This is a genomic window from Tessaracoccus sp. MC1865, assembly GCF_017815535.1.
GTDB lineage: Bacteria > Actinomycetota > Actinomycetes > Propionibacteriales > Propionibacteriaceae > Arachnia.
In genome coordinates this window covers 510,459-533,683 of record NZ_CP072596.1, presented here as the reverse complement: position 1 = coordinate 533,683, position 23,225 = coordinate 510,459, and the positions used below count along the sequence as shown (strand labels likewise).

Below are 23,225 nucleotides of genomic sequence, written 5' to 3'. Positions count from 1 at the left end.
CCTGAGCCGGGCGGCTGGCTCAGGGGATGAGCCGCGCCGCGGCTTCGGCGACGGACAGGCCGTCCTGGACCATTTCCCGGCCGACTGCGGAGTAGCGGGCAACGCGCTCCTTCAGCGGCAGCCCGGCGAAGGGCGAGTTTTCGGCGAACAGGCCGAGCGAACGGTCGTGCTCGGCGAGCCGCTCATGGGCGACCATCGCCCACGTCGCGTCGTTCAGGTGGTCCAGCTCCGGGCGCTGCAGCTCGGGGCAGTTGAACACCTGACGCGGCGTGTTGATGTCCACACCGCTCACCTCGAGCAGGCCGTTGCGGTCCGCCAGGTCAGCGATGCGCGCCATCTGCGCGGATGTGTTGCGCGGCGGCATGTACGTGATGGCCGGCATCCCGATCTCGCCGAGGAACTCGACGAGTTCGTCGAGGAAGTCGTCCTCGAACTTCTCCGCCTTCTTGTCCCCCGTCGGCGACGCCGTGACGTCACCCAGGTACGCGTAGCACGGGATGGCCCCGATCGACTTGGCGAAGGCGATCACCTCAGCCATCGTCGGGCATTCGCCGCCGTCCTCGAACCGCCCGGGGATGACGTAGATCTGGTCGAGGAACTCGGCCTTCATCACGCCCAGGAGGTCGAAGGTGAGGTGCGGGTTGTCGACGTCGGCCAGCTGCGCCTTGACCTTGTCGGACAGGCTCAGCCCCAGCTGCGCCAGCCCGTCGACCAGCGACTCGCCGCGCCCGAAGTGCGCGATCAGCTTGTCCGCCATCGCGGCCAGGAGGTGACGCTCGGTGACCGTGCCACCGAGCAGGAACTGCGAGCGCCCGACGATGTCGGTCTCCACATCGATCAACGGGGCGCCGAGCTTCTCCAGGATCGCGTTGGCGTTCTCCACCATGGTGGCGGTGCGCTTCAGCCGCGCCTCGCGGATGGGCTTGAGGAACTCCGCGGCCGCGTCGCGCGACGACGCGGGGATGCCCTGCACCGTCATGTAGACGATGCCGGCGGTGTCCGGGTTGTTGAGCTTCCGGTCGTGGAACGGGGCGCGACCCGCCGCCACGTCGTCGGCGGAGTGCACGTAGACGCGGCACTCGAAGCCGGTGACCGAGCCGAGCCCGACGGCCTCAGCGGCCGCCGTCATCTCCGCGGCGCCGGCGGCCGAATCGTGGTCCACGGAGCCGACGACGGTCAGCCCGGCCTCGCGGGCCCGCAACGCCGCCATGGCGGGCGTGTACGGGCTGAAGCTGTAGATGGTGTGGACGTGGTTGTTGGATTCCGTCACGAAGGGCGGGAAATCCGGGTTGGTTGCGAGGTGCTCCCGCAGCGCGTCGAGTCGCTCGACCGGGGTGGCACTGGGGTCGTTGATCGTGGTGGTCATGCTTCTCCTTTTCACTGCATCGCTGCGCACTTCGCAGACTTCGGCCGAACGTCGCAGACCTCCGTCGGACGTCGCAGACCTCGGCCGACGTCGCAGCCAGAGGACTGTCTGCGACCCCGCAGGCCGTCTGCGACGTCACGCCCAGGTCTGCGACGTCACGGGCGGTCTGCGAGATGGTGGGCCGGGCGACACCGAAGCGACGCCCGGCCCACCGTCGTCAGAGGCCCAGCTTCGCCCGGCGGACGATTTCGCCGTCGGTCTGGTTCGACTCGGGCGTGTGGCCCTTCAGCGGGAGCATCCGCTCGTGGATGGCGTCGACGATCCACTCAGGCTGCGGGAAGAACAACTTCTCCAGCTCAGCGGCGGGCGTGATGATGTTGCGCGAACCCACCACGGTGACCGGAGCGTCGAGGCTGTCGAACGCCAGGGTCTGCACCCGGGAGGCGACATCGTGGAGGAACGAGCCACGATCCACGGCGTCCGACGACAGCAGCAGGCGGCCGGTCTTCTTCACCGACTCCAACACCACCGTCAGATCCAGCGGGGCGATGAAGCGCAGGTCGATGACCTCAGCGGACACCCCGTACTCGGACTCCAGCGTCTCAGCTGCCTCCATCGCGCGGTACAGCGTGGGGCCGAGCGTCGCGATGGTCACATCGGTGCCTTCGCGGCGGACGACGGGCTGACCCTCTTCCACCTCGTAGTACTCCACCGGCACGCCGTCCTCGACGAACTGCTCAGCCACGTCGTACAGCAGCTGCGACTCGAAGAACACCACCGGATCAGTGCCGCGCAGCGCCAGGTTCATCATGCCCTTGGCGTCGAACGGGGTGGAGGGGTAATAGACCTTCAGGCCGGGCATGTGCGCCACGAGCGCGGACCAGTCCTGCGAGTGCTGGGCGCCGTACTTGGAGCCCACGGACACGCGCATCACCAGCGGCATCTTGAGCAGGCCGCCGGACATGGACTGCCACTTGGGCGCCTGGTTGAAGATCTCGTCGCCCGCGCGGCCGAGGAAGTCGCAGTACATCAGTTCGACGATGGCGCGGCCGCCCGAGAGCGCGTAGCCGACACCGGCGCCGATGATGGCGGCCTCGGAGATGGGCGAGTTGAACAGGCGGTGGTGCGGCAGCAGTTCGGTGAGGCCGCGGTAGACGGCGAACGCGCCGCCCCAGTCGCGGTTCTCCTCGCCCCAGCCGGCGAGCGTCGGGTCCGTGGCGAAACCGTGCGCGACGGCCTCGAACAGCGCGTCGCGGTAGTTGTAGGCCTTGGCCTTGGAGACCGTCTTGCCGGAGGCGTCCTTGTAGAAGCGGCTCTTGGCGAGCAGCGACTTGGCGCGGGCGTTCTCCGCCAGCGGCTGGAGGAGTTCCGGCTCGCGGGTGGTGTCCAGCGAGGGCTCGTTGCCGTCGGAGTACATGACCGATTCGATGAACGCGGTGTCGACGCGGGGGCTGGAGCCGTCGTCCTTCGTGGCGATGGCGATGATCTTGGTCAGGCGCTCGTCGAACGTGGCCTGGATCCCGTCCACCTCGTCCTGGGTGAGGACCTTGTTGTCGACGAGGTACTTGGCGTAGTTCGTGAGGCCGTCGTGGGCCTGCCACAGCTCCACCTCTTCGGGCGTGCGGTAGGACGAGGCGTCCGACGGCGAGTGGCCGGAGAAGCGGTAGGTGATGGTGTCGGTGAGCACCGGGCCGTGGCCGTTCTCCAGGATCTCGCGCTTGCGGGCGACCGCATCGGCGACGGCGAGCGGGTTCAGGCCGTCGACGCGCTCGGCGTGCATGGCCTCGGGGTTCACGCCCATGCCCACGCGGGCGAGGATGTCGTAGCCCATGGTCTCGCCGGCGGTCTGGCCGCCCATGCCGTAGAAGTTGTTGAAGAAGTTGAACCAGATGGGCGGGTTGCCGTCGACGCCGTCCTTCCACAGGGTGCGGTACTGGTCCATGGCGGACATCATCATGGCTTCCCACACCGGGCCACAGCCCATGGAGGCGTCGCCGATGTTGGCGATCACGATGCCGTTCTGCCGGTTGATGCGCTTGAACAGCGCGGAACCGGTGGCGATGTCTGCGGAGCCGCCGACGATGGCGTTGTTCGGCATGGAGCCGAACGGCGCGAAGAAGGCGTGCATGGAGCCGCCGAGGCCGCGGTTGAAGCCGGCGGAGCGGGCGAAGGTCTCAGCGACGGTGCCGTAGAGGATGAAGTTCTCGGCCAGGTCTGCGAGGTTTTCGAAGCCCACCTTCTCGGCGAACCCGAGGGTCTCGCCGTCGAGGAACTGCTTCATGATGTTCTCGAGCTGGTCTTCGGGCAGCTTGCGGGCCGCGGAGTAGCACTTGGCGAGGATCTCGCCGTGCGAGCGGTGCGAGCCGAAGACGTAGTCGTCGGGGTTCAGCTGCGAGGCCTGGCCCACGACGGCGGATTCCTGGCCGATGGACAGGTGCGCGGGGCCGCGGTGGTTGTACTCGACACCGTTCCAGGAGCCGGTCTTCTTGATGGAATCCAGCATGGTCTCGAACTGCCGCACGGCGATCATGTCGTGGAGGATGTCGACGAGGCCCTGCTTGCCGTACTTGGCGAGTTCCGCGTCGAAATCCGGCTTGTACTGGTTGACGGGAACCTTCGGTGATTCGATGTACGACGCCGAACGTACGTTGCTCGGGTCGACGATGAGTGACTTGGTCATGGGTGTGTATCTCCTGGTGTCAGATCTTCGCGGCCCAAGCCGCTTCTCGGATCAGTTCGCTGACGGTTGGGTGGGGGAAGACGACCTGGCGCAGGTCGGTGATGCTGAGTTCGGTCTCGAGCACGACGGAGGCGCCCCAGACCATTTCGGAGGCGTAGCTGCCGAGCACGTGGACGCCGAGCACGGTGAGGCTGTCGGCGTCGTAGACGAGCTTGCAGGCGCCGGGTGCCTTGACGCCCTCTTCGGCGACGAAGCGGCCGGACAGGTAGGCCGGGACCGTTACCTTGCCCACCGTGTAGCCGGCCGCTGCGGCCTGCTTCTCGGTGAGGCCGATGCCTGCCGCCTCAGGGGCCGAATACACGGCCCACGGGATGGTGTTCCAGCGCATGATCTCGCCGCGGCGGTGCGCCTCGGGGTCGAGGATGTTGGCGACGGCGATCTCACCCATGCGGTAGGCCGCGTGGGCCAGCAGCGAGCGGCCGGTGACGTCACCCACGGCCCACACGTTGGGCAGGTTGGTGCGCATCCGGTCGTCGACGACAATGCCCTTGCCGGAGAACTCCAGGCCCGAGTTCTCCGCGCCCCAGCCCTGCACGAGGGGGCGCCTGCCAACGGCCATCAGCACGACGTCGGCCTCGACGGATTCCTCCGCGCCGGCCAACGTCACGTACTTGACGGTGCCGCCGTCGATGGCGGTGACCTTGCATTCGAGCTTGAACTTCACGTCGGCGAGGCCCTTGCGCAGCTGCGCGGCGAGCTCGTCGTCCATGAACGGCACGATCTCCGGCAGCATCTCCACGACGGTGACCTCGGAGCCCAGCATGGCGAACAGGCTGGCGAACTCGAGGCCGATCACGCCGCCGCCGATGACGGCGAGGCGCGCCGGGATCTCCTCGATGGCGAGCATGCCGGTGGAGTCCACCACCTTCGGGTTGTCCTTGGCGCCGGGGATGGGCGGCATGACGGGGACCGAGCCGGTGGCGAGGATCACGTGCTTGCCGGTGTACTGCGTGCCGTCGACGGTGACCTTGCCCGGGCCGTCGAACGTGCCGTGGCCCTTGACGACGGTGACGCCGGCCTTCTTCTCGGCCTGACCGACGCCGCCCACGAGGGTGTCGACGGTCTGCTTCTTCCACTTCTGCATGGTGGGCCAGTCCACCGAGATGTCGCCGGCGTTGACGCCCAGCTTCGCGCCGTGCTTGGCGTGGGCGTAGGTCTTGGCCGCGTTGAGGAGCGCCTTGGTGGGGATGCAGCCCACGTTCAGGCAGGTGCCGCCCAGCGCGTCGGCCTCCACCAGGAGGACCTTCTTCTTCGCGTGGCCGAGGCGCTCGGCGGCGATGTAGCCGCCGGGGCCGCCGCCCAGCACGATGACGTCGAATTCGTTCATTCCGCTCTTCCCTCTCAGCCCAGGACCGTGATGTCGATGTTTTCGATGTAGCGCACGAGGTCCTGCAGGAAGCGGGCCGCGTCGGCGCCGTCGATCACGCGGTGGTCCGCGGTGAGCGAGAAGCCGATGCGCTGTTCCGCCCCGACGGTGCCGTCGTCATTGATGACGGCCCTGGGGAAGATGGCGTCGACGCCCAGGATGGCCACCTGCGGGACGTTCAGCAGCGGGGTGAAGCTCTCGATGCCGAAGCCGCCCAGGTTGGAGACCGTGAACGTGGCGCCGGCGAGCAGATCGGGGTTGATCTTGCCGTCGATGGCCTGGAACGCGAGGTCCTTGCTGGTGGTGGAGAACTCGCGCAGGCTCATCTGCGACGCGTTGCGCACCGTGGGCACGAGGAGGCCGCGCGGGGTGTCCACCGCCATGCCCAGGTGCACGTTCTGATACGTGGTGAAGACGCCGTCCTCGAGGTGGCCGTTGTGGTTGGTGTTCTTGGCCGCGGCCTTGACGGCGGCGAAGCCGACGAGGTCGCCGATGGTGACCTTGTTGAGGCCCAGTTCCTCGGGCGAGCCCTTGAGCTTCTTGCGCAGGGACAGCAGGCCGGCGGCCTTCGCCGTCGACGTGTAGGTGAGCTGTGCGGAGCTGGCCAGCGAGTGCATCATGCGCTCGGCGATGACCTTGCGGATGCCCTTCACCGGGGTGGCGGTGGAGGGGCCGGGGTACTCGCGGGCGCCGGACGTGAGGAACGGCGCGGCCTGCGGGGCTTCTGCCGCAGTTTCCTTGCCGAGGTCCGCGGTGGCGACGCGGCCGCCGAGGCCGGTGCCCTGGCCGGGGAGCGCACCCGCGCGGGCTGCGGCGAGCGTGGTGCCGCCGGCCGCGAGGACGGCCTGCACGTCGCGCTCGATCACGCGGCCGCCGGGGCCGGAGCCCTGCGGGACGGCGTTGATGTCGATGTTGCTGGAACTGGCGAGGTTGCGAGCCCGGGGGCTCGTCCCGGCGTTTCCTGAGCCAGCCGCCTGCGGCTGGTCGGAGGACGCGGGAGCCGACGTGGCAGGTTCATCCGCAGGCGCCTCGACAGGCGCAGCAGCCGACTCAGCTTCCTCAGCTTCGCCGTCCTTGCCCTTCCAGCCGGCGGCGTCGAGCGCGGGCTGGGGGTCTTCCCCCGCCGCGCCGACGACCACCAGCGGCTCCTTGACGGGGACGTCGTCGCCCTCGTCCCAGAGGATGGCCAGGACGGTGCCGGCCTCGGTGGACGGTACCTCCATGGAGGCCTTGTCTGTCTCGACCTCACACAGCACGCCGTCGACAGCGACCTCGTCGCCGACCTTGACCTGCCAGGAAATGATCAAGCACGACTCGACGCTGTTGCCGAGTTGCGGCATGACTACAACGGTTGCCATTGCGGTTTCCTTCTTTGTTAGACGACGCACACCTGGGTGTGCTCTTGCAGCGCTTCCAACGCCCCGTCGGGCAGGCCGGAATCCGTGATGATCCCGGTGATGCCGCGCAGGGGCAGAAAACTGACGAACCCGGCCTGGCCGAACTTCGTGGAATCGGCCACGAGCCAGGTCTCTTCGGCGCGGTCGCGCATGGTGGAGGCCACCTGTGCGCCCTCGACGAACCGGGTGGTGAGGCCGCGCTCCGGGGAGAACCCGTCGGTGCCGAGGAACGCGATGCGGGCGTTGAACTCTCCGATTGCCCGTTCCGCGAGCGGGCCGACGAACGACTCGGACTCGCGACGGAAGACGCCCCCGGTGAGGATGACGTTGACGTTGGCGTTGATGCGCGCGTTGTTGAAGACGAGCGCCGAGTTGGTGACCACCTGGACGCCGCGTCGGGCACTGAGGTTGCGCACCACCATGGCGCACGTGGTGCCGGCCTCGATCATGACGGCGTCGTCGTCGCGGATCATGGCGGCCGCGGCCGCGGCGATGCGCGTCTTGGTCTCGACGTTGAGTTGTTCGCGTTGGAGGATCGATTTGAGCGTGGTGGGCCTGGCGCCGCCGCGTGTGCGCACGAGCATCCCCTGCTGCTCCAGCGCCCGGAGGTCGCCTCGGATGGTGACTTCCGACACCCCCAGATCCGCCGCGAGAGAGGACACCGTGAGCGCGCCGTCATCGCTGAGGCGCGACATGATCTCGCTCTCGCGGCCTGCGCGTTCGACGGTCACTGTCGATCACATCGCTTTCGTTGGGGTTACGAATCGCTTTCGATACCGCCACTATACGCGCCCTTTCGAGCCTTCGCATCAGGGGGGTCACCGATCGTCCAGAACACCTTTTCGCCCATTGACCTGGCCACCTCTCCAGCGGTGGGTCTCGGCGCGATCTCGGGCTCCGCCGCTACCGCCTGCACCCATCAGGTGACGTTGACTGTGGCAAACGCTCCGTGTCCTTTCCCATTCAGCCGACCAGCGGCCAGATCAACCACAACGACACCAGCACCACTCCCACCCCGGCAGCCAACCCGGGCGACGGCGCCCGGTAGCTCCGCCCGGTGCCGGGCGACTGGAAGATCATCAACCTCACCCGCTCAGCCGCCTGCTCCGCGGTGAGGTCCTCCCCCGGCGCCACCACGTCGACGCCCAGGTTGATGAGTTCGTCCGGCCGCTCGAACCGCACCGCCACGGAGTGATCCACCGGCACCACGACGGTGGCCCGGTCCCGCCCGTACACCTCGTCCAGGAACGCCCCGTGCGTCCGCAGCCCCGCCGGGGCGGCCGAGATGCGGCCCTCCGACCACTGGGTCGCCGACCACGGCGCCGACGCGGCCATCAGCACCAGGAACACCACCGGCCACTCCACGGGCTCGCCCCAGAGGAACAGCGCCAACGCCAGGACGGCCACCAGCCCCGCACCGCACGCCAACGCCCAGCGCAGCCACCCGGCGTTGCGGTGCGCCCAGACGGGCAGCGCCCTCATGGTGCGGTCGACGGCCCGATGCTTTACCGACGGCACTCCCGCCTCGACGACGGCGCGGCGATCCGTGATGGGCCGCCCGGCCGCGACCTCCGCGAACCAGACCTCGCCGCTCTCGCGCAGCAGGGCGACGGTGGAGCCCTGCGCCCACCTGCCCACGAGGATGAACGGCTCGCCGTTGGCGGCGCTCTGCGGCCCGAGGAAGGCCTCAAGGTTGGCCCGCTCCTCGGCCGTGAACTCGTCGTCGAACTCGTCGGCCTCCTGCTCCCGGATGAACTGTGCGATCTCGAACGCGCCGACCGGCAGTTCTGGGCCATCGTCGTCGTCGGACGCGGGCCCATCATCCGTGGGGTGTGTCGAAGGACGGTCCTCTTCCACGTCCTCTTCCCCCAAGTCCAGCTCCCGCAACCCGGTGAGGTTGATCAGCCGCAGCGTGCGCACGGTGTCATCCACCGGCAGCGCGAGCGCATCGAACTCCTCGAGCCACAGCAGCCGCACCGTCGCAGAAGGCCCGCCCCGCTCCAGCAGTGCGCGACGCCGCGACCGACGCGTGCCCAAACGCAGGCCGATGGCCGCGCCCAGCAGCGGCGCGACGGCGGTGATCCCCAGCACGAACGCCGGGTTCCCCTGCCCCTGGCCCACCGGCGTGGCCCTGTCGCCGTCGATCAGCACCTCGATGGCCTCGCCCGGCTGGGGCTCGTCCTGCTCCTCGTCGGTGTAGAACCGCTCGAACGTGAACTCCCGCCCGCCAACCCCCACCACCATCTCGTAGGGGTCCTCGATCAACTCCACGACGGTGCCCGACGCCAGCTCGGCCCGGGCCTCGAAGGCCGCGACGTCGCTGAGCATGAAGTAGTGCACGCCCAACCCGATCAGCGTGAGCAGCGCGAACGCCCCGGCGACGAGGGCGCCGACCTTGGCGTCGATCCGCGCGTCGTCGGCCGCCCAGGAGCCCTCCCACTGCGTCCCGTTGGCCGGCACGACGTGCGGGCCGTGGGGCGTGCTGCGGGAGTCGCGCCAGAGGAACCAGACGAGCCCCGCGACGGCGAACACGGCGGCCGCCCAGCCGAGGCCCCGCACGTCATCGTGCACCGGCGCGGCCTCGAACAGGACGCCGAGCAGAGCCCCGAAGGCGAACGTCAGCCGCGGAGCCCAGTGAAGCGTGATCACGGTGCCGAGCCAGGCCGGGAACAGCCCCATCAGCACGTAACCGGTGGAGCCGAGCGGCTGGCGCACCACGTCGTCGCCCAACTGCATGGCGCCCAGCGCGAGGCCGCAGAGGATGGCGAGCACGAACCAGCCCGCCCACCAGGCCCACAGGTAGGTGCGGCTGCGGCGCAAGTCCTGGGCGAAGAGTCGGTGCATCGGCACAGGATAGGAGACTGAGCCCGTCTCCTGCGCAGAGCCGCTGAGAGCGTCTGCAGGACGGGCGCAGAAAGGCGCCTCCCTTGACGCCGCCCTTCTGGTTGGGTGGCCTGTCCTCAGTAGTCGGCGCGTCCGCCTGACAGATCAAAGACAAAGCCGGTGGTGAAGGAACACTCCTCAGACGCCATGAACTCGAGGACGTTGGCCGCATCATCGGTGGTGCCGAAACGCCCCATGGGGACGAGAGACCGTTGCACATTGCGACGAGCTTCGGACATCTCCGCGATCATCGGCGTCTCTATCGAAGCAGGAGCCAAAGCATTCACCAGCAACCCAGTGGCCGCATACTCCTTTGCCAGCGCCTTCACCAGACCGATGACCCCGGCCTTGCTTGCGCTGTAGGCAGCCATCTGGGGATTGCCTTCCTTGCCCGCGATGGAGGCGATGTGGACCAACCGCGGAGCATGACCCGCTAGGAGGAGCGGAATCGCAACCTGCGAGACAATGAAGGCACCGCGCAGGTTGACGCCCACCACCCTGTCGAAGTGTTCCAACGGGTAGTCCTCGCTCGGTGCGACCGGGCCCAGAATGCCCGCGCAGTTGATCACTGCGTCGACACGCCCAAATTGGTCTGAGGCACTCTGGAACAGTTGGCGGACCGAGGCGGGATCAGTGACGTCGACCTCAACGACCGTGCCCCCAGAGTCATCCGTCACGGCGGACATGTCGCCTCGAAGGACATGAGCCCCCCGATGCTCGAGGCGGTCAGCTATGGCCTTGCCAACTCCTCTCGCCGCTCCTGTGACGACCACGCGCCGGCTGTGCCACGAAGACACCATCAGGACCGCCCTTCTCTCACCCAAGTGCGTGCGACTTCAATCCGGTGGCTCAGCGACGCGAGGTCTCCGAGATCGGATGGAGGAAGTTGTGCTCCGCCCTCCTTCAGAAGGCCCACGTCCTTCAACAAAAGCTCATAGTGGAAGTTCGTGAAGTTGTCGCTCATCCAACTCTGTCCTGACGACTCCCCGACGATGTCCAGCAGAGTCGGCAACGACACGCCCTGGCTGCGGGCCAGGTCCAGCATGTTCACCAAGGTCGCCGCGTTGAACGCGCCGATGCAGTTGTTCAGAAGCTTGTACGTGGCTGGCTGGCCGTATTCTTCACAGAAGTAAACGCGGTTCGAGATGTCCGCAAGCAGCGCTTCGTCCTCGGGCTCCAGCGCCGGTCCGGCGTGGAGCACCGTGAGTGTCCCGTCAACGCAGGCCTGTGGACCTCCCGAAACAGGTACCTCATGCAGCGCCCATCCGGAAGGTACGACTGCGCCACCGGCAGGAGCCTCCTGAATGCCGAGCGTCGAGAAGACGAAAACCGAGATGTTTCGGCCGGCGATGTGACGAGTCAGTTCCTCCAGCGCCGCACGAACGTGCTCGCCGAGCCGGACCGCGATGGCGACCGTGTGGATGTCATTCCACGGGACAGAGTCGAAATCGACCCATGCGGTTGCCCCGCTCTCCTCCTGCCATGCGGCTGCCCGGCGTTCGTCCCTCTCCAGGCCGACGACCTGTCGCCCGACCGCGACCCAACGGGACGCGATCCCCGCCCCCATGGCCCCTAGTCCGATCATGCAAATCATGCTGGTAACCACCCTCCGTTGACGTCGAGCACCGCTCCGGTGCAGTAGGCAGCGTCCGGCCCCATAAGGAAGTCGACCGCAGCGGCCACGTCCTCAGGGCGTCCAGCACGTCCCCAGGGAACCTGTCGCAGAACTCTCGACCGCTCGTCGTCGGAGATCGTGCGCGTCATGTCTGTCGCGATGAACCCCGGGGCCACTCCGTTGACGCGTACGCGACGCGACGCGAACTCGCGGGCCATCGTGGTCTGCAGATTGTGCAGCGCCGCCTTCGATGCACCGTAGTGGGAGGCGGACGAGATCAGGGGTGGAAACTGGGCTGTCCGAAGGCCCCCCGAGGCCATGCGTGTGGTGATTGAGAGGATGTTCACGATGGACGCAGAGCCGTCATCCGGCATTCGTCGGAACGCCAGCTTGCTCAACAGGAACGGCGCCAACGCATTCACCGCCATCACGCGCATGAAATCCTCGGCGGAGATCTCGCCGATCTCCAGTTTTCCGTCGGGATGCTTCGGCGAGATGCCCAACCCGTTGACCACACCTACCAAAGTCCCTCGGGCGACCGCATGGTCCACGAGGGCGGCGTTGGTATCCTCTGATGTCAGGTCGCCGCCGAAGAAACTGTGACGTTCCCCCAGCCCTTCAGCAGTCATTTTGGCCTGTGACGTGTTGGCATCGGCAACTACTAGGGTGAATCCGCGGTCTGCAAGTCGACGGCAGATCACCGAACCGATGCTGCCAGCGCCTCCCGTAACGATGATCACACGCGAATCAGCTGCAGACTCGTTCTCAGCTACAGAATGCCCCGTCATGGCATGGTGTCCCCACCGTTGGGCGAGAACGTCTGGCCCGTGTAGAAGGCGCCGCGCTCTCCCAGGAGGAACAGCACCGTCCCGGTAACGTCCTGTTCGCTCGAAAAGCGTCCTAGAGGGATGCGCGCCTTCTGGATGGCCAGATGTTCCTCCGGCATCTTCTTCACGCGCTCGGTCAGTACGACGATCGGAGCTACGCAGTTGACCGTGATGTTGGACCGCGCCAATTCGGTTGCAAGCGCACGGGTGAGGCCGACCACGCCCGCCTTCGCTGCGGAGTAGTGGACGTCATAGTCGGCCCCGCGGATGCCGAAGATCGACGACGTGTTGACGATCCTGGCATCGCCGGCCGTCATATGGGGAACCACCGCCCGACATAGGTAGAAGGCCGACGTGAGGTTGGCGTCGATGATGAACCGCCAGTCGTCATCGGTGATCTGGCCCAGGGGTTGCAGCTTGTTCGTGCCCGCAAGATTGACGAGGCCGAATATCTCTCCCCGATCCGCTACGGCTCGGTCTACGGCATCCGCCACCTGGTCGCTGTCCGTGACATCGCACGCAACCCGGGACACGCTTGGGAACTCCGACGCCAGCTCGTCGAGACGTTCACCGCTCATGTCCATGGCCGTGACGGCGAAGCCTTCGTCCACGAGGTCACGAACCATCCATCGGCCGATGCCACCTGCGGCACCAGTGACGACAACATGTTTGGCTGTCATCACACCCCCAGGTACTTGTCGAGGATGATCGGATCGGTCATCTCGGCAATGGAGCCGTGCGCCACGATGCCTCCCTTTTCGATGATGTAGGCATCAGTGCCCAGCCTGCTCGCGAACAACGCGTTCTGCTCAGACAGGAGGATCGCGAGACCCCCCTGCAACAGGTCCGTCAACCATTCGCGCATCTGGTCGACCACGACGGGCGCGACCCCTTGCGTCGGCTCGTCCAGAAGGATGAGCTTCGGTTGGGTCAACAGAGCCATGCCCAGTTTGAGCATCTGCCGCTCCCCACCCGAAAGGACGCCCGCCCGTCGGTTGATCAGCTGCTTGAGCTTGGGGAAGAACTCAAATACGCGGTCGCGATTCCAGTCCCCGGCCGGATGCGCGCCGGCAGCGAGCGCCAGGTTCTGCATGACCGTGAGCTTCGCGAAGATCGACGAATCGCTGGCCACGTAGGCGAGGCCGCGCTTGGATCGTTGGTGCGACGCCAGGCCTGTGATGTTCTGGCCATCCCACTGGATCTCTCCCGAGCGGGCCGCCAGTTCCCCGATGATCGTACGAAGCGTAGTGGTCTTCCCGGCACCGTTTCGGCCAAGGAGCACCGTGCAACTGCCGCTGGGGACCGTGAGGGTGACGTCATGGAGAGCTTGGCTCTCACCGTAATAGGCGTCTACGTTCCGCAACTCGAGCATCATGCATCAACTCCCAGATAAACTTCGCGGACCTGCTTGTTCCCGGCGATCTCGCTCGGGAGCCCCTCGACGAGGACCTTTCCCTGGTGCATGACAGTCACCACGTCGCTCACTCGGAAGACGGTGGGGACGTCATGTTCGCAGAACAGGACAGTGACGCCCGCCCGATCCACCAGGTCGCGGATCAGGTCGATGATCTTGTCCGTCTCGCTTCTCGCCATTCCCGCCGTCGGCTCGTCCAGCAGGATGATGGTGGGATCGGCTGCCAGTGCCAGCGCGATCTCCAATGCTCGCTGGTCCCCGTGTGACAGGTTCTTGGCAAAAGCATTTCGGTTGCCCGTCAGTCCCGTCATCTCGAGGACCTCGTCCACCCGGTCGCGGACTTCCGGCGTGGAGTACGGGATCATCCGGTTCGAGTGTTTCTTCGCCACGTTCACAGCCAGATCGATTGACTCGATCACCGTGAACTCCGGAAAAATGTTCGTGATCTGGAATGCCCGGCTCATACCGCGCCGCGCGATCTGGTGCAGTTTCTGCCCGGTCAGATCCTGGCCTTCCAAGACCACCGATCCGTCAGTCGGCTTGATGAGGCCGCTGATGAGGTTGAAGAGTGTCGACTTCCCCGCGCCATTGGGGCCGATGACGGAATGTACGGAACCCCTCCGCACGTCGAGGTCTACGCCGTCCACGGCGCGGAACCCCTGGAAGGAGACCGCCAGCCCACGCACTCGGAGGGCGACGTCGGCGGTCGGTGCGCCATTCGGTGTCTCAAGCATCATTTCACCTGTGCTTCCGTCTTGATAGCGCCCTCGGCGTCATCAGCGTCGCCGTGAGCCGCAACTTTGTCCTTGCTCGTACGACGGGCCGTCAGGTCACCCCAGAGGCCCGCCAAACCGCCAGGTGCAAAGAGCACGAAGAGCAGAATGATCGAACCGAAGAAGAGCTGCCAGTGATCGGTGTAGGTGACGAGCAGTTGGCGACCCACAAGGAACACGGCTGCGCCGATCGCGGGGCCTATGAAGGAGTTCATGCCGCCGATCAGCGCCATGAACAGCGGCAGGCCCGCCGTCTGCCAGTCGAGGAGGGTCGGATAGGCAGCCTGCTGACCGATCGTGAACAGCACTCCCGCGATACCCGAGAACAGCCCCGAGATCGTGAACGCGAGCAACTCCTGCCGATACACCGAGATACCAAGTGCCCGCGCTCGCTGCGCGTTGTCCTTGATGGCGCGGAGCGTCTGTCCATAGGGCGAGAAGGAGATGACCCACAAGATGCCCAGACAGAGCGCCACGGTGATGACAGTCACCGTGAAGGCGGTCCCAGGGTCGGCCAGCCACTTCGGGACCATGCCGCCGAACAGCCCGGTGTCTCCGCCCGTCAAGTCATAGAACTGACGAGACAAAGAGAAGAAGAGCTGTGTGAAGGCGAGGGTGAGGAGCCCGAAGTAGAACTTCCGGGTGCGGAGGGCGCCTAGACCAATCAGTAAGGCCAACAGGCCGGGCACTAACGCTCCGAGCAGGACCACCAGGGCGAATGGCAGCTCACTGTCCCTACCCAGGATCGCGACGGTGTAGGCCCCTGTGCCGAAGAAGACGGCTTGGCCGAACGACAGCAAGCCTGTCCATCCCAGCAGCAGGTTGGTTGCGGTGGCGAAGAGCATGTACACCACTGCGAGCTGCAGCAGAAGCACGACGTTCGCCTTGAAGAACGGCGCGGCAATCAGGAGCGCTACGGCCGTCATGCCAATGATGACGAGGTGGGAGTAGGGCAAGCTGCGGCGCTTGGGAGATTTTCTTGTGAAGAGCATGTGATCACCGCTCCGGAGTTCCGAATAGGCCCCAGGGCCGAACCCCGAGCGCCACGATCATGATGATGTACACGAGGCTTGAGGAAAGGTCGGGGGCGAAGAGAAGTACGATGCCTTCAAGAAGGCCGATGAGAAGCGCGATGACAGCGGCGCCGTAGATCGAGCCCAACCCGCCCACGACCGCTACAACGAACGCCTCGATGAGGATCGCATTGTCCAAGCCGGGGGCCACGGCGCCGGTTGGCGCATAGATGGCGCCGCCCAGCCCCGCCAGTGCCCCGCCGAGGCCGAAGATGAGAGTGTTGAGAAGGGGAACGTTGTAGCCGATCGCCTGAAGCGTCGAAGGGTTCTCACTGCCAGCACGGATCATCCATCCGAGCCGGGTCTTTGTGAGGAGGGCCCACAGCACCACGCCGACCACCACAGCGGTGAGGATCACGAGGGACCGGTAGGCCGGGAGTTGGACGCCGAAGAAGCTCCAACTCCCACTCACTGGCGGTGTCACCGAGCGAGCTGTGGTGCCCCAGATCAGGAGTGCCAGGTCCGCGAAGATCAGCACCAGTGCATACGTCGCCAGCAGCTGAAGGAGGTGCTCCTTGCCGTAGGTTCGCCGCATGATCGCCCACTCGACGAGCATGGCGAGCAGGTAGACGGCACCGGCGGCCAGCGGGATCGCAACGACCACGGGGACCCCGAGACGGGTCGAGATCTCGTAGATCCCGTACGCACCAAGCATGTAGAAACTGCCGTGGGCGAGGTTAATGACGCGCATGGCCCCGAAGATGAGGGACATCCCTGCGCCCACCAGGAAGAGCAGAGAGGCGGTGCTGATACCGGTGAACAGGCTGAGCACAATATCTGACATCAGTGTCTCCTTCCGAGAGGGGGCGCCCCGTGCTGTGTGCGTCGGGGCGCCCTGTCCGACTCAGCGATTCTCTTCGGCCTGCTCGCAGGTCAACATGACGCTGTCCGCCTCGACGACCATCACATCCTCGAAGGTCTTGAATCCGTAGTCCGGGTTGACTTCGGGGCTCAGCTTGCCCACGTATTCGGGGAGTGAAGCTTGGTGATCACACTCGCGGAAACTGATGTCGCCCAGGAGGGTGTCCGCAGTGATCCCGGCGAGCGAGTCGCGCACCGCCTGCGGTTCGACAGAGCCGGCCTCTTCCACTGCTTGGGCCCAGAGTTGCGCACCGCTGTAGCCAAGAAGCGACCAGTCGGTGGGCCACTCTTCGTACTTCTCGTGGTACTTCTGGGCAAACTCCTGGACAGCGGCGTCGTCCATGGCATGGAAGGGAGCGCGGGCGTACGTCACGACGCCGTCGGGAATGTCCTCCCCGAGCACTTCCAGGAGGTTCCAGCCGTAGGGCGCGACGACTTCCGCCTGATCGAACAACCCATAGGACTCGGCCTGACGGGTCCAGGTCACGAGGTCCGCACCTGAGATGACCGCGAAGACAATGTCCGGGTCCGAGGAGAGGATCGCGGTGATCTCGGAACTGAAATCCGTGGTGCCGAGTGCCGGGAACTGGGAGTTGACGACTTCGCCCACCCCTGCCTCCTCGATCCGCGCACCGAACTCGCCGACCGTCGTGCGGCCCTGGTTGTAGTCGGGCGCGATGGTGGCGACCTTCAGGCCAGTCTTGCCCTCGTTGGCCTTGATGACGTACTCCGCCACCGCCGTGGCTTCCATATGCGTGTTGGGCACGAACTGGAAGACCCAGTCGGAGTAGTCGGTGGTCGTGAGCGCGATGTCGTTTGCGATGGTGTTGATCAGCGGGATCTCCATCTGCGTGGCGAGCGTGGATTGAGCCACACCCGTTGCGCTCGACACGGGGCCGAACAGCCCGACGACCTCGTCGTCGGTGATCAGGTTGCGAACGTTGGTGGTCGCGGTGGCGGGATCGGCCGCGTTGTCGCGGGTGATGAGTTCAACCTGCCGGTCCAGCACGCCTCCGCCGTCATTGAGTTCCTCAAGGAAGAGCTCGATGCCGCGCTGGTTCTGTTCACCCAGTTCACCGATCGCCCCTGAGAGAGCGGTGTCGAGCCCCATGACGATCGGGCCGTCGCCAGAGTCACCCGTGGCTCCGCCTGCACAGGCGGAGAGCGCGAGAGCCGCCACAGTCGCCATAGCGACCAGGGGGGCCCCCGGAATCTTGGAAAGCTTCATAAAAAACTCCTCACTACTTTGTGTTGAAGTTCACACCGCTGCCTGTGGATCACCTGGCTTGCTGGTGCGGATGGTGCAGCTTTGCACACTGTTTCCACTAGGCAACAGCACCGAACTCTGCATTTTCGCTCTGCGGGAAGCGAATTCCCGCTCTACGGAAAGCTGAGTTTGTGATTGTCGCTCAGCGACAACTTGTAGTAGCGATCAAACCCGATGTGAGCGGCCTAAAGGGTACTCTAGGGGCACTTCCGAGGAGCCGCTGAGGGCCGGCCCGTCAGCGCCGCAGGCCCGGTGCAAGGGCCAGAGCGGCCCCGGCGAGGAGAAGAGCGCCACCCACCGCTGCGAAGAACGTGGGAACCTCCCCGTGAACGAGCCAGGCCGCCAGCATGCCGACGACGGGCACGAGAAGTGAGAAGGGAGCGACCCGACTGGAAGGATTCCTTGCCAGCAGTCCAGTCCAGAGAATGTAGGCGACGCCGCTTGCGCCGAACGCGGTGAACAGGAGTCCGATGTTTGCGGGCACAGCAGCCACCGTCAGGGCAGAATCCCAGGCCCGGTGGATGGCAGCAGTGCCCTCGAACAACACGGACAGGACAAGAAGGGGGACCGGCGGAACGACTGTCATCCACATCGCGAGGTGCAGCGGCCGCACCTCTCGCGCCATGCGTCCCACGACGTTGCCACCGGCCCAACTTGCTGCACCGGCTACCACGAGGATCAGAGGCAGCGCAGCCCCTGCTGACATACGATCCCAGGCAATCACGCCGATGCCACCGAGCGCCACGCCCGTGCCGACGAGCGCCAGACGGCTCAGCGGCTCGTTCAGGAGCAGTGAGGCCAAGAGCACCGTCAGGGGGGCCGAGATCTGGACCACGACGGACGCCAATCCAGGTGGCACCCCCATCGCCATACCGACATACAGGAGGCCGAACTGCCCCGTTCCGATCCACAGTCCATACTGGACAACCCACCTCCAGGAGCCCCGCGGCTTCGGCAGAAACACCATCGCCAGCAGAGCCAGCGGTACGAACCTGAGCGCTGCGCCGAGCAACGGTGGGTAGAAGTCTGAGACGGACGACACTGCGAGGAAATTGATCCCCCAAATGATCACCACCACCATGGCAGCCGCGACGTCACGGCCACTCAAAGCCAGGCCCGCCCATCGCGGTGGGCCTCAGACTGCTGCACTGATCTGACCCGCCGCTTTGTGAAGCAAGGCGAGGTGCTTCTGCTCGACGGGCGTCAAGGATTTCCGCTGCCGCGGGTTGAACCTCGAAGTCGGTCCGCTGACCGACAGGGAGAAGACCGGGAGTTCACTCCCGAAGAACAAAGGGACGGCGAGCGCTGCGATACCTTCCTCGACCTCGGAGTGCTGCCGGCCGTAGCCGTTCTTCCGACATTCCCTCAATTGCTCCAGGAGCGTCTTGACATCGACGATGGTGTTCTGGGTCAGCTTGGGCAGCCCTCCCCTCCCGTAGAGGCGGATGATCTCCTCCTCCGGGCGATACGCGAGGAGGCACTTGCCCACCGCGGTGGAGTAAGCCGGTAGCCGTTTGCCGACGTGGCTTGTCGTCCTCATCATGTGCGGGGACTCGGCCAGTGCGAGGTAGTAGATGCTCCTTCCCCCGAGCAGGCAGAGGTGGACGGTTTCGCCCGACTCGTCGCGCACGCGGGCCATGATGGGAAAGGCGAACTCGATCACGGAGCTGATCTCGACCCCGGTGATGGGCGCCGTCCCCCCGCCAAAAGTGAGCCGGTACTTCCGGTCTGCGGAACGACGGATGAAGGACGACTCTTCGAGTGTTGCCAGAAGCCGATGGGCGCGCGAGGAACTGATGCCCAGGCGTTTCGCCACCTCTGCCAGGCCATAGGTCTCCCCGTCCTCCAGGAGTCGAAGGACGTCAAGTGCCTTGGCGACTGAATCTAGCGTCTCTGCCATGCGGCGATGCTAGCAACCAAGAGCTCGGAACAAGCGATTCTGCGCGGGGCTTTCCGCTGTGCGGAAGTTTCCCCCCTAGTACTTCTGCTGCTCGGGACCCCGTGGCACCATGGTCGCACTCGGGGGGAGCACCCCTGGACCACCGAACAAGGAGGCTCTGTGGATCCAACAAACACTCCAATTTCCGACGGCAGTGCGGTCGTTGAAGAGAGGACCTACGTCTTGCACACCGGGTCCTCACTCAGGGATTACCTGTCAACCTACGAGCGACTGGGACTCCCCGTTCAGCTCCGGATCCTCGAAGGCTTCTTGGGCTACTTCGTGACGGAGTTCGGCACCCAGAATCAGCTGGTCCACCTGTGGACGTACTCCGATCTGGAGGACCGGCGGCGAAGACGCGCGCTCTTGGCCAAGGACCCGCAATGGCTGGAGTGCCTGTCCATCATCCGCCCAATGATCGCCACCATGGAGAACCGGATCATGTACCCGACGCGGTTCTCCCCACTCCCCGACAGTCTTCGCGCAAACGCGTCAACCACCAAGAGATAGGACCAGCACATGACAGAAGAACTCCGATGGGACGACGTCCCGCAGGTCACGCGAGCCGGGCAGGAGGACACGCAGACCCTGCAGTCCGGTGACTGCATCCGAGTATCGGGTGTCGGTCCGCAGCACACGCCGGCGACCAAGCTGTGGTTCGGCAAGGTCACCAACAAGCCCGGCTACCGGTCGCTCCCGCACCATCATGGGGAAGCCGAGACCGGAGGCTATGTCTTGAAGGGCAAGGGACGCATCTACTACGGACCCGATTACGCCCAGTACGTGGACATGGAGGAGGGAGACTGGGTCTGGGTACCGCCGTTCATGCCGCATGTCGAATGCAACATGTCCACCACAGATGATCTCATTTGGCTCACCACCCGGACCCCCGAGAACCTGGTGTTCAACCTGGACGACGTCGAGGATTCTGACCTGGACGGGTACCGACGCTCGTGAGCGCCGGCCGCACGGCTCTCGTCGTGGGCGGTTCAGCGGGTATCGGGCTCGCGACCGCCCACCACCTGGCGCAGCGCTGCGCCGTCGTGGTCCTGGCCGGCAGGGATGCTGACCGACTGCGGCACGCGGCCGAGCAATTTCAGGAGGCGGCAGCCACCGTCGACACTCTCCTACTTGACGTCGGCGATGCCGCAGCCGTCAGCGAAGGATGGGCAGCCCTGCAAGCGCGTTACGGTTCCATCGACATCCTGGTCAACTCGGCCGGAAGCGCGCAGTCCGGCGAGATCGGGGACATCAGCGACGATCAGTGGCTTGGCGCCTTCCAGACCAAGGTTCTCGGGGCCGTGCGCATGATGCGGGCTGTCCTCCCAGGCATGGAGGCCAACGGCTTCGGGCGCATCATCAACGTGGCAGGAACCGCGGGCAAGGAACCGGATCCCTGGATGGTCGTCCCAGGCACGGTGAACGCTGCCCTCATCGCCGTGAGCCAGGCCACGTCCCGAAGCGCCGCGGCCAGCGGTGTCACCGTCAATGCCGTCTGTCCCGGCCCAACCCAGACAGGGCGCTGGGACGGGCTGGTCGCCGCGCATGCGGCCAGGACCGGTGCCGACCTGGACAGAGCCCGTCATGAACTGATCTCGGCAATCCCGACAGGCCATCCCGCATCAGTGGATGATGTCGCGGCGTTGATCGGCTTCCTGGCCTCTGAGCAGGCTCGGCACATCACCGGCACCGCAATCAACATCGACGGTGGTCAAGCCCGGGGCTACTAGCCACCCCTCAACTGGAAGAGCGTGAAAGGAACACAAATGTTTACCCGTGATGGCGAACCCGACGATTCTCCCCCGTTCGACGAGGACGAAGCTGCGCTCGAGGATCTCTACGAGAGTTTCGCCGAGAACGATCTGATCCCCTTGTGGACGCAGATCGCAGACCTCATGCCCATGGAACCGCGACCCAAAGCCCGGCCCCACATATGGAGGTGGGCGACTCTCTATCCGCTTGCCCAGCGCTCGGGGGACCTCGTCCCAGTTGGCCGCGGCGGAGAGCGCCGAGCCATCGGGCTTGCGAACCCCGGGATGGAAGGGAAGGCGTACCTGTCCCCGACGCTCTGGTGCGCCGTGCAGTACTTGGGGCCGCGGGAAACGGCACCTGAACACCGGCACGCCCAGAACGCCTTCCGGTTCGTGATCGAAGGCGAAGGGGTATGGACCGTCGTCAACGGGGATCCGGTGAGGATGTCCCGCGGGGACTTCCTGATTACCCCAGGCTGGAACTTCCACGGGCACTACAACAGCTCCGATCAGCCCATGGCTTGGCTTGATGGCCTGGACATCCCGTTCTCGTACCACAACGACGTCGGCTTCTTCGAGTACGGCTCCGAGCGGGTGACCGACGAATCCTCACCGCGCTTCTCACGTGGCGAACGGCTCTGGGCTCACCCTGGGGTCCGGCCCGTGTCTGCCCTCGAAGAGACCATTTCCTCGCCCCTGGCTGCTTACCGATGGGAGCACACGGATCGGGCGCTGACCGAGCAGTTGCTGCTCGAGGAGGAGGGCCAGCCCGCCACCGTGGCGCCCGGGCATGCCGCGATCCGGTACATCAACCCCACCACCGGGGGTGACGTGATGCCGACCATCCGGGCAGAATTCCATCGCCTGCGGCCCGGGACGACGACGGCAGTCAAAAGGGAAGTCGGCACGAGTGCCTTCCAGGTGTTCGAAGGATCCGGGACCATCCTGATGGACGGTGAGACAAGGAATCTCGAGAAGGGCGACATCTTCGTGATCCCGTCGTGGGTGCCCTGGTCGCTCCACGCCGACACCACTCTCGACCTGTTCCGCTTTTCCGATGCGCCCATCATGGAGCGCCTTCACTTTGCACGAACCCACATCGAAGGAACCGAACGATGAAACTGGCAACACTCCGCCTCGGAGATGAAACCCGAGCTGTGCGCATCCAAGGAGAGGAGGTCATCGAAGTGCCCGGCAGTCATGCTGACGTCGCGTCCCTGATCGTCAGCGGCGTTGCTCTAGACACCGATGGGGGCGTCACCGAACGCGTCCACGACCTACGCAGTGCCCAGTTGGCCCCGCCGATCCTCAAGCCGGGCAAGGTCATCTGCGTCGGCCTCAACTACCGCACGCACATCCTGGAGATGGGCCGAGAGTTGCCCGAGTTCCCCACCCTTTTCACCAAGGTCCCCGAGGCCCTCATCGGGCCGAAGGACCCGATCCAGGTGCCCCCAGAATCGTCGTCGATCGATTGGGAGGGGGAACTTGTGGTGGTCGTCGGAAAACAGGTGCGCCGCGCCTGCCGCGACGAGGCCGAGGACGCCATCTTCGGCTACACGATCATGAACGACATCACTATGCGGGACTACCAATACCGGACGCCCCAGTGGTTCCAAGGCAAGACCTGGGAGAACAGCACGCCGATCGGCCCCGTCATCGTCACGGCGGACGAGCTGTCTCCTCACGCATCGCTCGTTACACGCGTCGACGGCGAAGAGGTTCAGAGGGCGTCGATCGACGACCTCGTTTTCGACGCTGCCGCCCTCGTCCAGTACATCTCAACGATCTTCACACTCAATCCCGGGGATCTGATTGCGACTGGGACGCCCGGCGGCGTGGGTCACGCTCACAAGCCGGCCCGCTACCTGGTTCCGGGTCAGCAGGTCAGCGTCGCCATCGACGGGATCGGGGAGCTCACGAACCAAGTCGTTGCGGAAGACTCGGGACGTTGAC

The 23,225-nt window shown here is 65.6% G+C and carries 22 protein-coding genes; 5 read left to right on the top strand and 17 right to left on the bottom strand.

The window, feature by feature from the left end:
* Nucleotides 1–19: 19 nt before the first annotated feature.
* The 17 genes from J7D54_RS02250 to J7D54_RS02170 all read right to left on the bottom strand — a co-directional run bounded on the left by J7D54_RS02250 (nucleotide 20) and on the right by J7D54_RS02170 (nucleotide 19,482).
* Complete coding sequence (locus J7D54_RS02250; protein ID WP_182762510.1) at nucleotides 20–1,366, bottom strand: PHP domain-containing protein; 1,347 nt, start codon at nucleotides 1,364–1,366, stop codon at nucleotides 20–22.
* Between the two features lie 217 nt (nucleotides 1,367–1,583).
* The gene (locus J7D54_RS02245; RefSeq protein WP_182762512.1) at nucleotides 1,584–4,046 is read right to left on the bottom strand and encodes a thiamine pyrophosphate-dependent enzyme; all 2,463 of its coding nucleotides are present in this window, start codon (nucleotides 4,044–4,046) and stop codon (nucleotides 1,584–1,586) included.
* A 19-nt stretch (nucleotides 4,047–4,065) separates the two neighbouring features.
* The gene (gene lpdA, locus J7D54_RS02240; protein ID WP_182762513.1) at nucleotides 4,066–5,433 is read right to left on the bottom strand and encodes a dihydrolipoyl dehydrogenase; all 1,368 of its coding nucleotides are present in this window, start codon (nucleotides 5,431–5,433) and stop codon (nucleotides 4,066–4,068) included.
* Between the two features lie 14 nt (nucleotides 5,434–5,447).
* Nucleotides 5,448–6,830 carry a dihydrolipoamide acetyltransferase family protein gene (locus tag J7D54_RS02235; protein ID WP_182762515.1) on the bottom strand — a complete coding sequence of 461 codons (1,383 nt, stop codon included), beginning with the start codon at nucleotides 6,828–6,830 and terminating at the stop codon, nucleotides 5,448–5,450.
* 17 nt (nucleotides 6,831–6,847) lie between these two features.
* Nucleotides 6,848–7,600 (bottom strand): DeoR/GlpR family DNA-binding transcription regulator, encoded by a 753-nt coding sequence (locus J7D54_RS02230; RefSeq protein WP_245244082.1) that lies wholly within the window; start codon nucleotides 7,598–7,600, stop codon nucleotides 6,848–6,850.
* A gap of 232 nt (nucleotides 7,601–7,832) precedes the next feature.
* Nucleotides 7,833–9,713 (bottom strand): hypothetical protein, encoded by a 1,881-nt coding sequence (locus tag J7D54_RS02225; protein WP_182762517.1) that lies wholly within the window; start codon nucleotides 9,711–9,713, stop codon nucleotides 7,833–7,835.
* A 116-nt stretch (nucleotides 9,714–9,829) separates the two neighbouring features.
* Complete coding sequence (locus J7D54_RS02220; RefSeq protein ID WP_182762519.1) at nucleotides 9,830–10,552, bottom strand: SDR family NAD(P)-dependent oxidoreductase; 723 nt, start codon at nucleotides 10,550–10,552, stop codon at nucleotides 9,830–9,832.
* On the bottom strand, nucleotides 10,552–11,346 hold the full coding sequence (locus J7D54_RS02215; RefSeq protein WP_182762521.1) for an NAD(P)-binding domain-containing protein: 795 nt from the start codon (nucleotides 11,344–11,346) through the stop codon (nucleotides 10,552–10,554). Before J7D54_RS02215 ends, J7D54_RS02220 begins: the two co-directional genes overlap by 1 nt.
* Entirely contained in the window at nucleotides 11,343–12,107 is a 765-nt protein-coding gene (locus J7D54_RS02210; protein WP_182762524.1) for an SDR family NAD(P)-dependent oxidoreductase, read from the bottom strand. The genes J7D54_RS02215 and J7D54_RS02210 overlap by 4 nt, the downstream gene beginning before the upstream one ends.
* A gap of 44 nt (nucleotides 12,108–12,151) precedes the next feature.
* A complete protein-coding gene (locus J7D54_RS02205) occupies nucleotides 12,152–12,874 on the bottom strand; it encodes an SDR family NAD(P)-dependent oxidoreductase (RefSeq protein ID WP_182762526.1) in 723 nt (240 codons plus the stop codon).
* Nucleotides 12,874–13,569, bottom strand: coding sequence for an ABC transporter ATP-binding protein (locus J7D54_RS02200; protein WP_182762527.1), 696 nt, complete (start codon nucleotides 13,567–13,569; stop codon nucleotides 12,874–12,876). The genes J7D54_RS02205 and J7D54_RS02200 overlap by 1 nt, the downstream gene beginning before the upstream one ends.
* Nucleotides 13,566–14,345: an ABC transporter ATP-binding protein gene (locus tag J7D54_RS02195; RefSeq protein WP_209455243.1), complete on the bottom strand. Its 780-nt coding sequence runs from the start codon at nucleotides 14,343–14,345 to the stop codon at nucleotides 13,566–13,568. Before J7D54_RS02195 ends, J7D54_RS02200 begins: the two co-directional genes overlap by 4 nt.
* Entirely contained in the window at nucleotides 14,342–15,373 is a 1,032-nt protein-coding gene (locus tag J7D54_RS02190) for a branched-chain amino acid ABC transporter permease (protein ID WP_182762529.1), read from the bottom strand. Before J7D54_RS02190 ends, J7D54_RS02195 begins: the two co-directional genes overlap by 4 nt.
* Nucleotides 15,374–15,377: 4 nt before the next feature.
* On the bottom strand, nucleotides 15,378–16,238 hold the full coding sequence (locus tag J7D54_RS02185) for a branched-chain amino acid ABC transporter permease (RefSeq protein ID WP_182762531.1): 861 nt from the start codon (nucleotides 16,236–16,238) through the stop codon (nucleotides 15,378–15,380).
* Nucleotides 16,239–16,298: 60 nt separating this feature from the next.
* Nucleotides 16,299–17,543 (bottom strand): ABC transporter substrate-binding protein, encoded by a 1,245-nt coding sequence (locus J7D54_RS02180; RefSeq protein WP_182762533.1) that lies wholly within the window; start codon nucleotides 17,541–17,543, stop codon nucleotides 16,299–16,301.
* 274 nt (nucleotides 17,544–17,817) lie between these two features.
* The gene (locus J7D54_RS02175; RefSeq protein ID WP_182762534.1) at nucleotides 17,818–18,663 is read right to left on the bottom strand and encodes an EamA family transporter; all 846 of its coding nucleotides are present in this window, start codon (nucleotides 18,661–18,663) and stop codon (nucleotides 17,818–17,820) included.
* Nucleotides 18,664–18,717: 54 nt separating this feature from the next.
* Entirely contained in the window at nucleotides 18,718–19,482 is a 765-nt protein-coding gene (locus J7D54_RS02170; protein ID WP_182762536.1) for an IclR family transcriptional regulator, read from the bottom strand.
* Between the two features lie 159 nt (nucleotides 19,483–19,641).
* Between J7D54_RS02170 and J7D54_RS02165 the strand changes: the two genes are divergently transcribed.
* From J7D54_RS02165 to J7D54_RS02145, 5 genes are read left to right on the top strand one after another with little or no spacing between them, the layout of a single operon-like run.
* Entirely contained in the window at nucleotides 19,642–20,031 is a 390-nt protein-coding gene (locus J7D54_RS02165; protein ID WP_182762538.1) for an NIPSNAP family protein, read from the top strand.
* A 9-nt stretch (nucleotides 20,032–20,040) separates the two neighbouring features.
* Nucleotides 20,041–20,478 carry a cupin domain-containing protein gene (locus tag J7D54_RS02160; RefSeq protein WP_182762540.1) on the top strand — a complete coding sequence of 146 codons (438 nt, stop codon included), beginning with the start codon at nucleotides 20,041–20,043 and terminating at the stop codon, nucleotides 20,476–20,478.
* On the top strand, nucleotides 20,475–21,251 hold the full coding sequence (locus J7D54_RS02155) for an SDR family oxidoreductase (protein ID WP_182762542.1): 777 nt from the start codon (nucleotides 20,475–20,477) through the stop codon (nucleotides 21,249–21,251). The genes J7D54_RS02160 and J7D54_RS02155 overlap by 4 nt, the downstream gene beginning before the upstream one ends.
* Nucleotides 21,252–21,287: 36 nt before the next feature.
* Complete coding sequence (locus tag J7D54_RS02150) at nucleotides 21,288–22,391, top strand: cupin domain-containing protein (protein ID WP_182762545.1); 1,104 nt, start codon at nucleotides 21,288–21,290, stop codon at nucleotides 22,389–22,391.
* Entirely contained in the window at nucleotides 22,388–23,224 is an 837-nt protein-coding gene (locus J7D54_RS02145) for a fumarylacetoacetate hydrolase family protein (RefSeq protein WP_182762546.1), read from the top strand. The genes J7D54_RS02150 and J7D54_RS02145 overlap by 4 nt, the downstream gene beginning before the upstream one ends.
* The last annotated feature ends 1 nt before the right edge of the window (nucleotide 23,225 follow it).

Coding starts and splice junctions, on each gene's coding strand:
- J7D54_RS02250 (WP_182762510.1), bottom strand. CDS start 1,366: ATGACCACCACGATCAACGACCCCAGTGCCACCCCGGTCGAGCGACTC.
- J7D54_RS02245 (WP_182762512.1), bottom strand. CDS start 4,046: ATGACCAAGTCACTCATCGTCGACCCGAGCAACGTACGTTCGGCGTCG.
- lpdA (WP_182762513.1), bottom strand. CDS start 5,433: ATGAACGAATTCGACGTCATCGTGCTGGGCGGCGGCCCCGGCGGCTAC.
- J7D54_RS02235 (WP_182762515.1), bottom strand. CDS start 6,830: ATGGCAACCGTTGTAGTCATGCCGCAACTCGGCAACAGCGTCGAGTCG.
- J7D54_RS02225 (WP_182762517.1), bottom strand. CDS start 9,713: ATGCACCGACTCTTCGCCCAGGACTTGCGCCGCAGCCGCACCTACCTG.
- J7D54_RS02220 (WP_182762519.1), bottom strand. CDS start 10,552: ATGGTGTCTTCGTGGCACAGCCGGCGCGTGGTCGTCACAGGAGCGGCG.
- J7D54_RS02215 (WP_182762521.1), bottom strand. CDS start 11,346: ATGATTTGCATGATCGGACTAGGGGCCATGGGGGCGGGGATCGCGTCC.
- J7D54_RS02205 (WP_182762526.1), bottom strand. CDS start 12,874: ATGACAGCCAAACATGTTGTCGTCACTGGTGCCGCAGGTGGCATCGGC.
- J7D54_RS02200 (WP_182762527.1), bottom strand. CDS start 13,569: ATGATGCTCGAGTTGCGGAACGTAGACGCCTATTACGGTGAGAGCCAA.
- J7D54_RS02195 (WP_209455243.1), bottom strand. CDS start 14,345: ATGATGCTTGAGACACCGAATGGCGCACCGACCGCCGACGTCGCCCTC.
- J7D54_RS02190 (WP_182762529.1), bottom strand. CDS start 15,373: ATGCTCTTCACAAGAAAATCTCCCAAGCGCCGCAGCTTGCCCTACTCC.
- J7D54_RS02185 (WP_182762531.1), bottom strand. CDS start 16,238: ATGTCAGATATTGTGCTCAGCCTGTTCACCGGTATCAGCACCGCCTCT.
- J7D54_RS02180 (WP_182762533.1), bottom strand. CDS start 17,543: ATGAAGCTTTCCAAGATTCCGGGGGCCCCCCTGGTCGCTATGGCGACT.
- J7D54_RS02175 (WP_182762534.1), bottom strand. CDS start 18,663: ATGGTGGTGGTGATCATTTGGGGGATCAATTTCCTCGCAGTGTCGTCC.
- J7D54_RS02170 (WP_182762536.1), bottom strand. CDS start 19,482: ATGGCAGAGACGCTAGATTCAGTCGCCAAGGCACTTGACGTCCTTCGA.
- J7D54_RS02160 (WP_182762540.1), top strand. CDS start 20,041: ATGACAGAAGAACTCCGATGGGACGACGTCCCGCAGGTCACGCGAGCC.
- J7D54_RS02150 (WP_182762545.1), top strand. CDS start 21,288: ATGTTTACCCGTGATGGCGAACCCGACGATTCTCCCCCGTTCGACGAG.
- J7D54_RS02145 (WP_182762546.1), top strand. CDS start 22,388: ATGAAACTGGCAACACTCCGCCTCGGAGATGAAACCCGAGCTGTGCGC.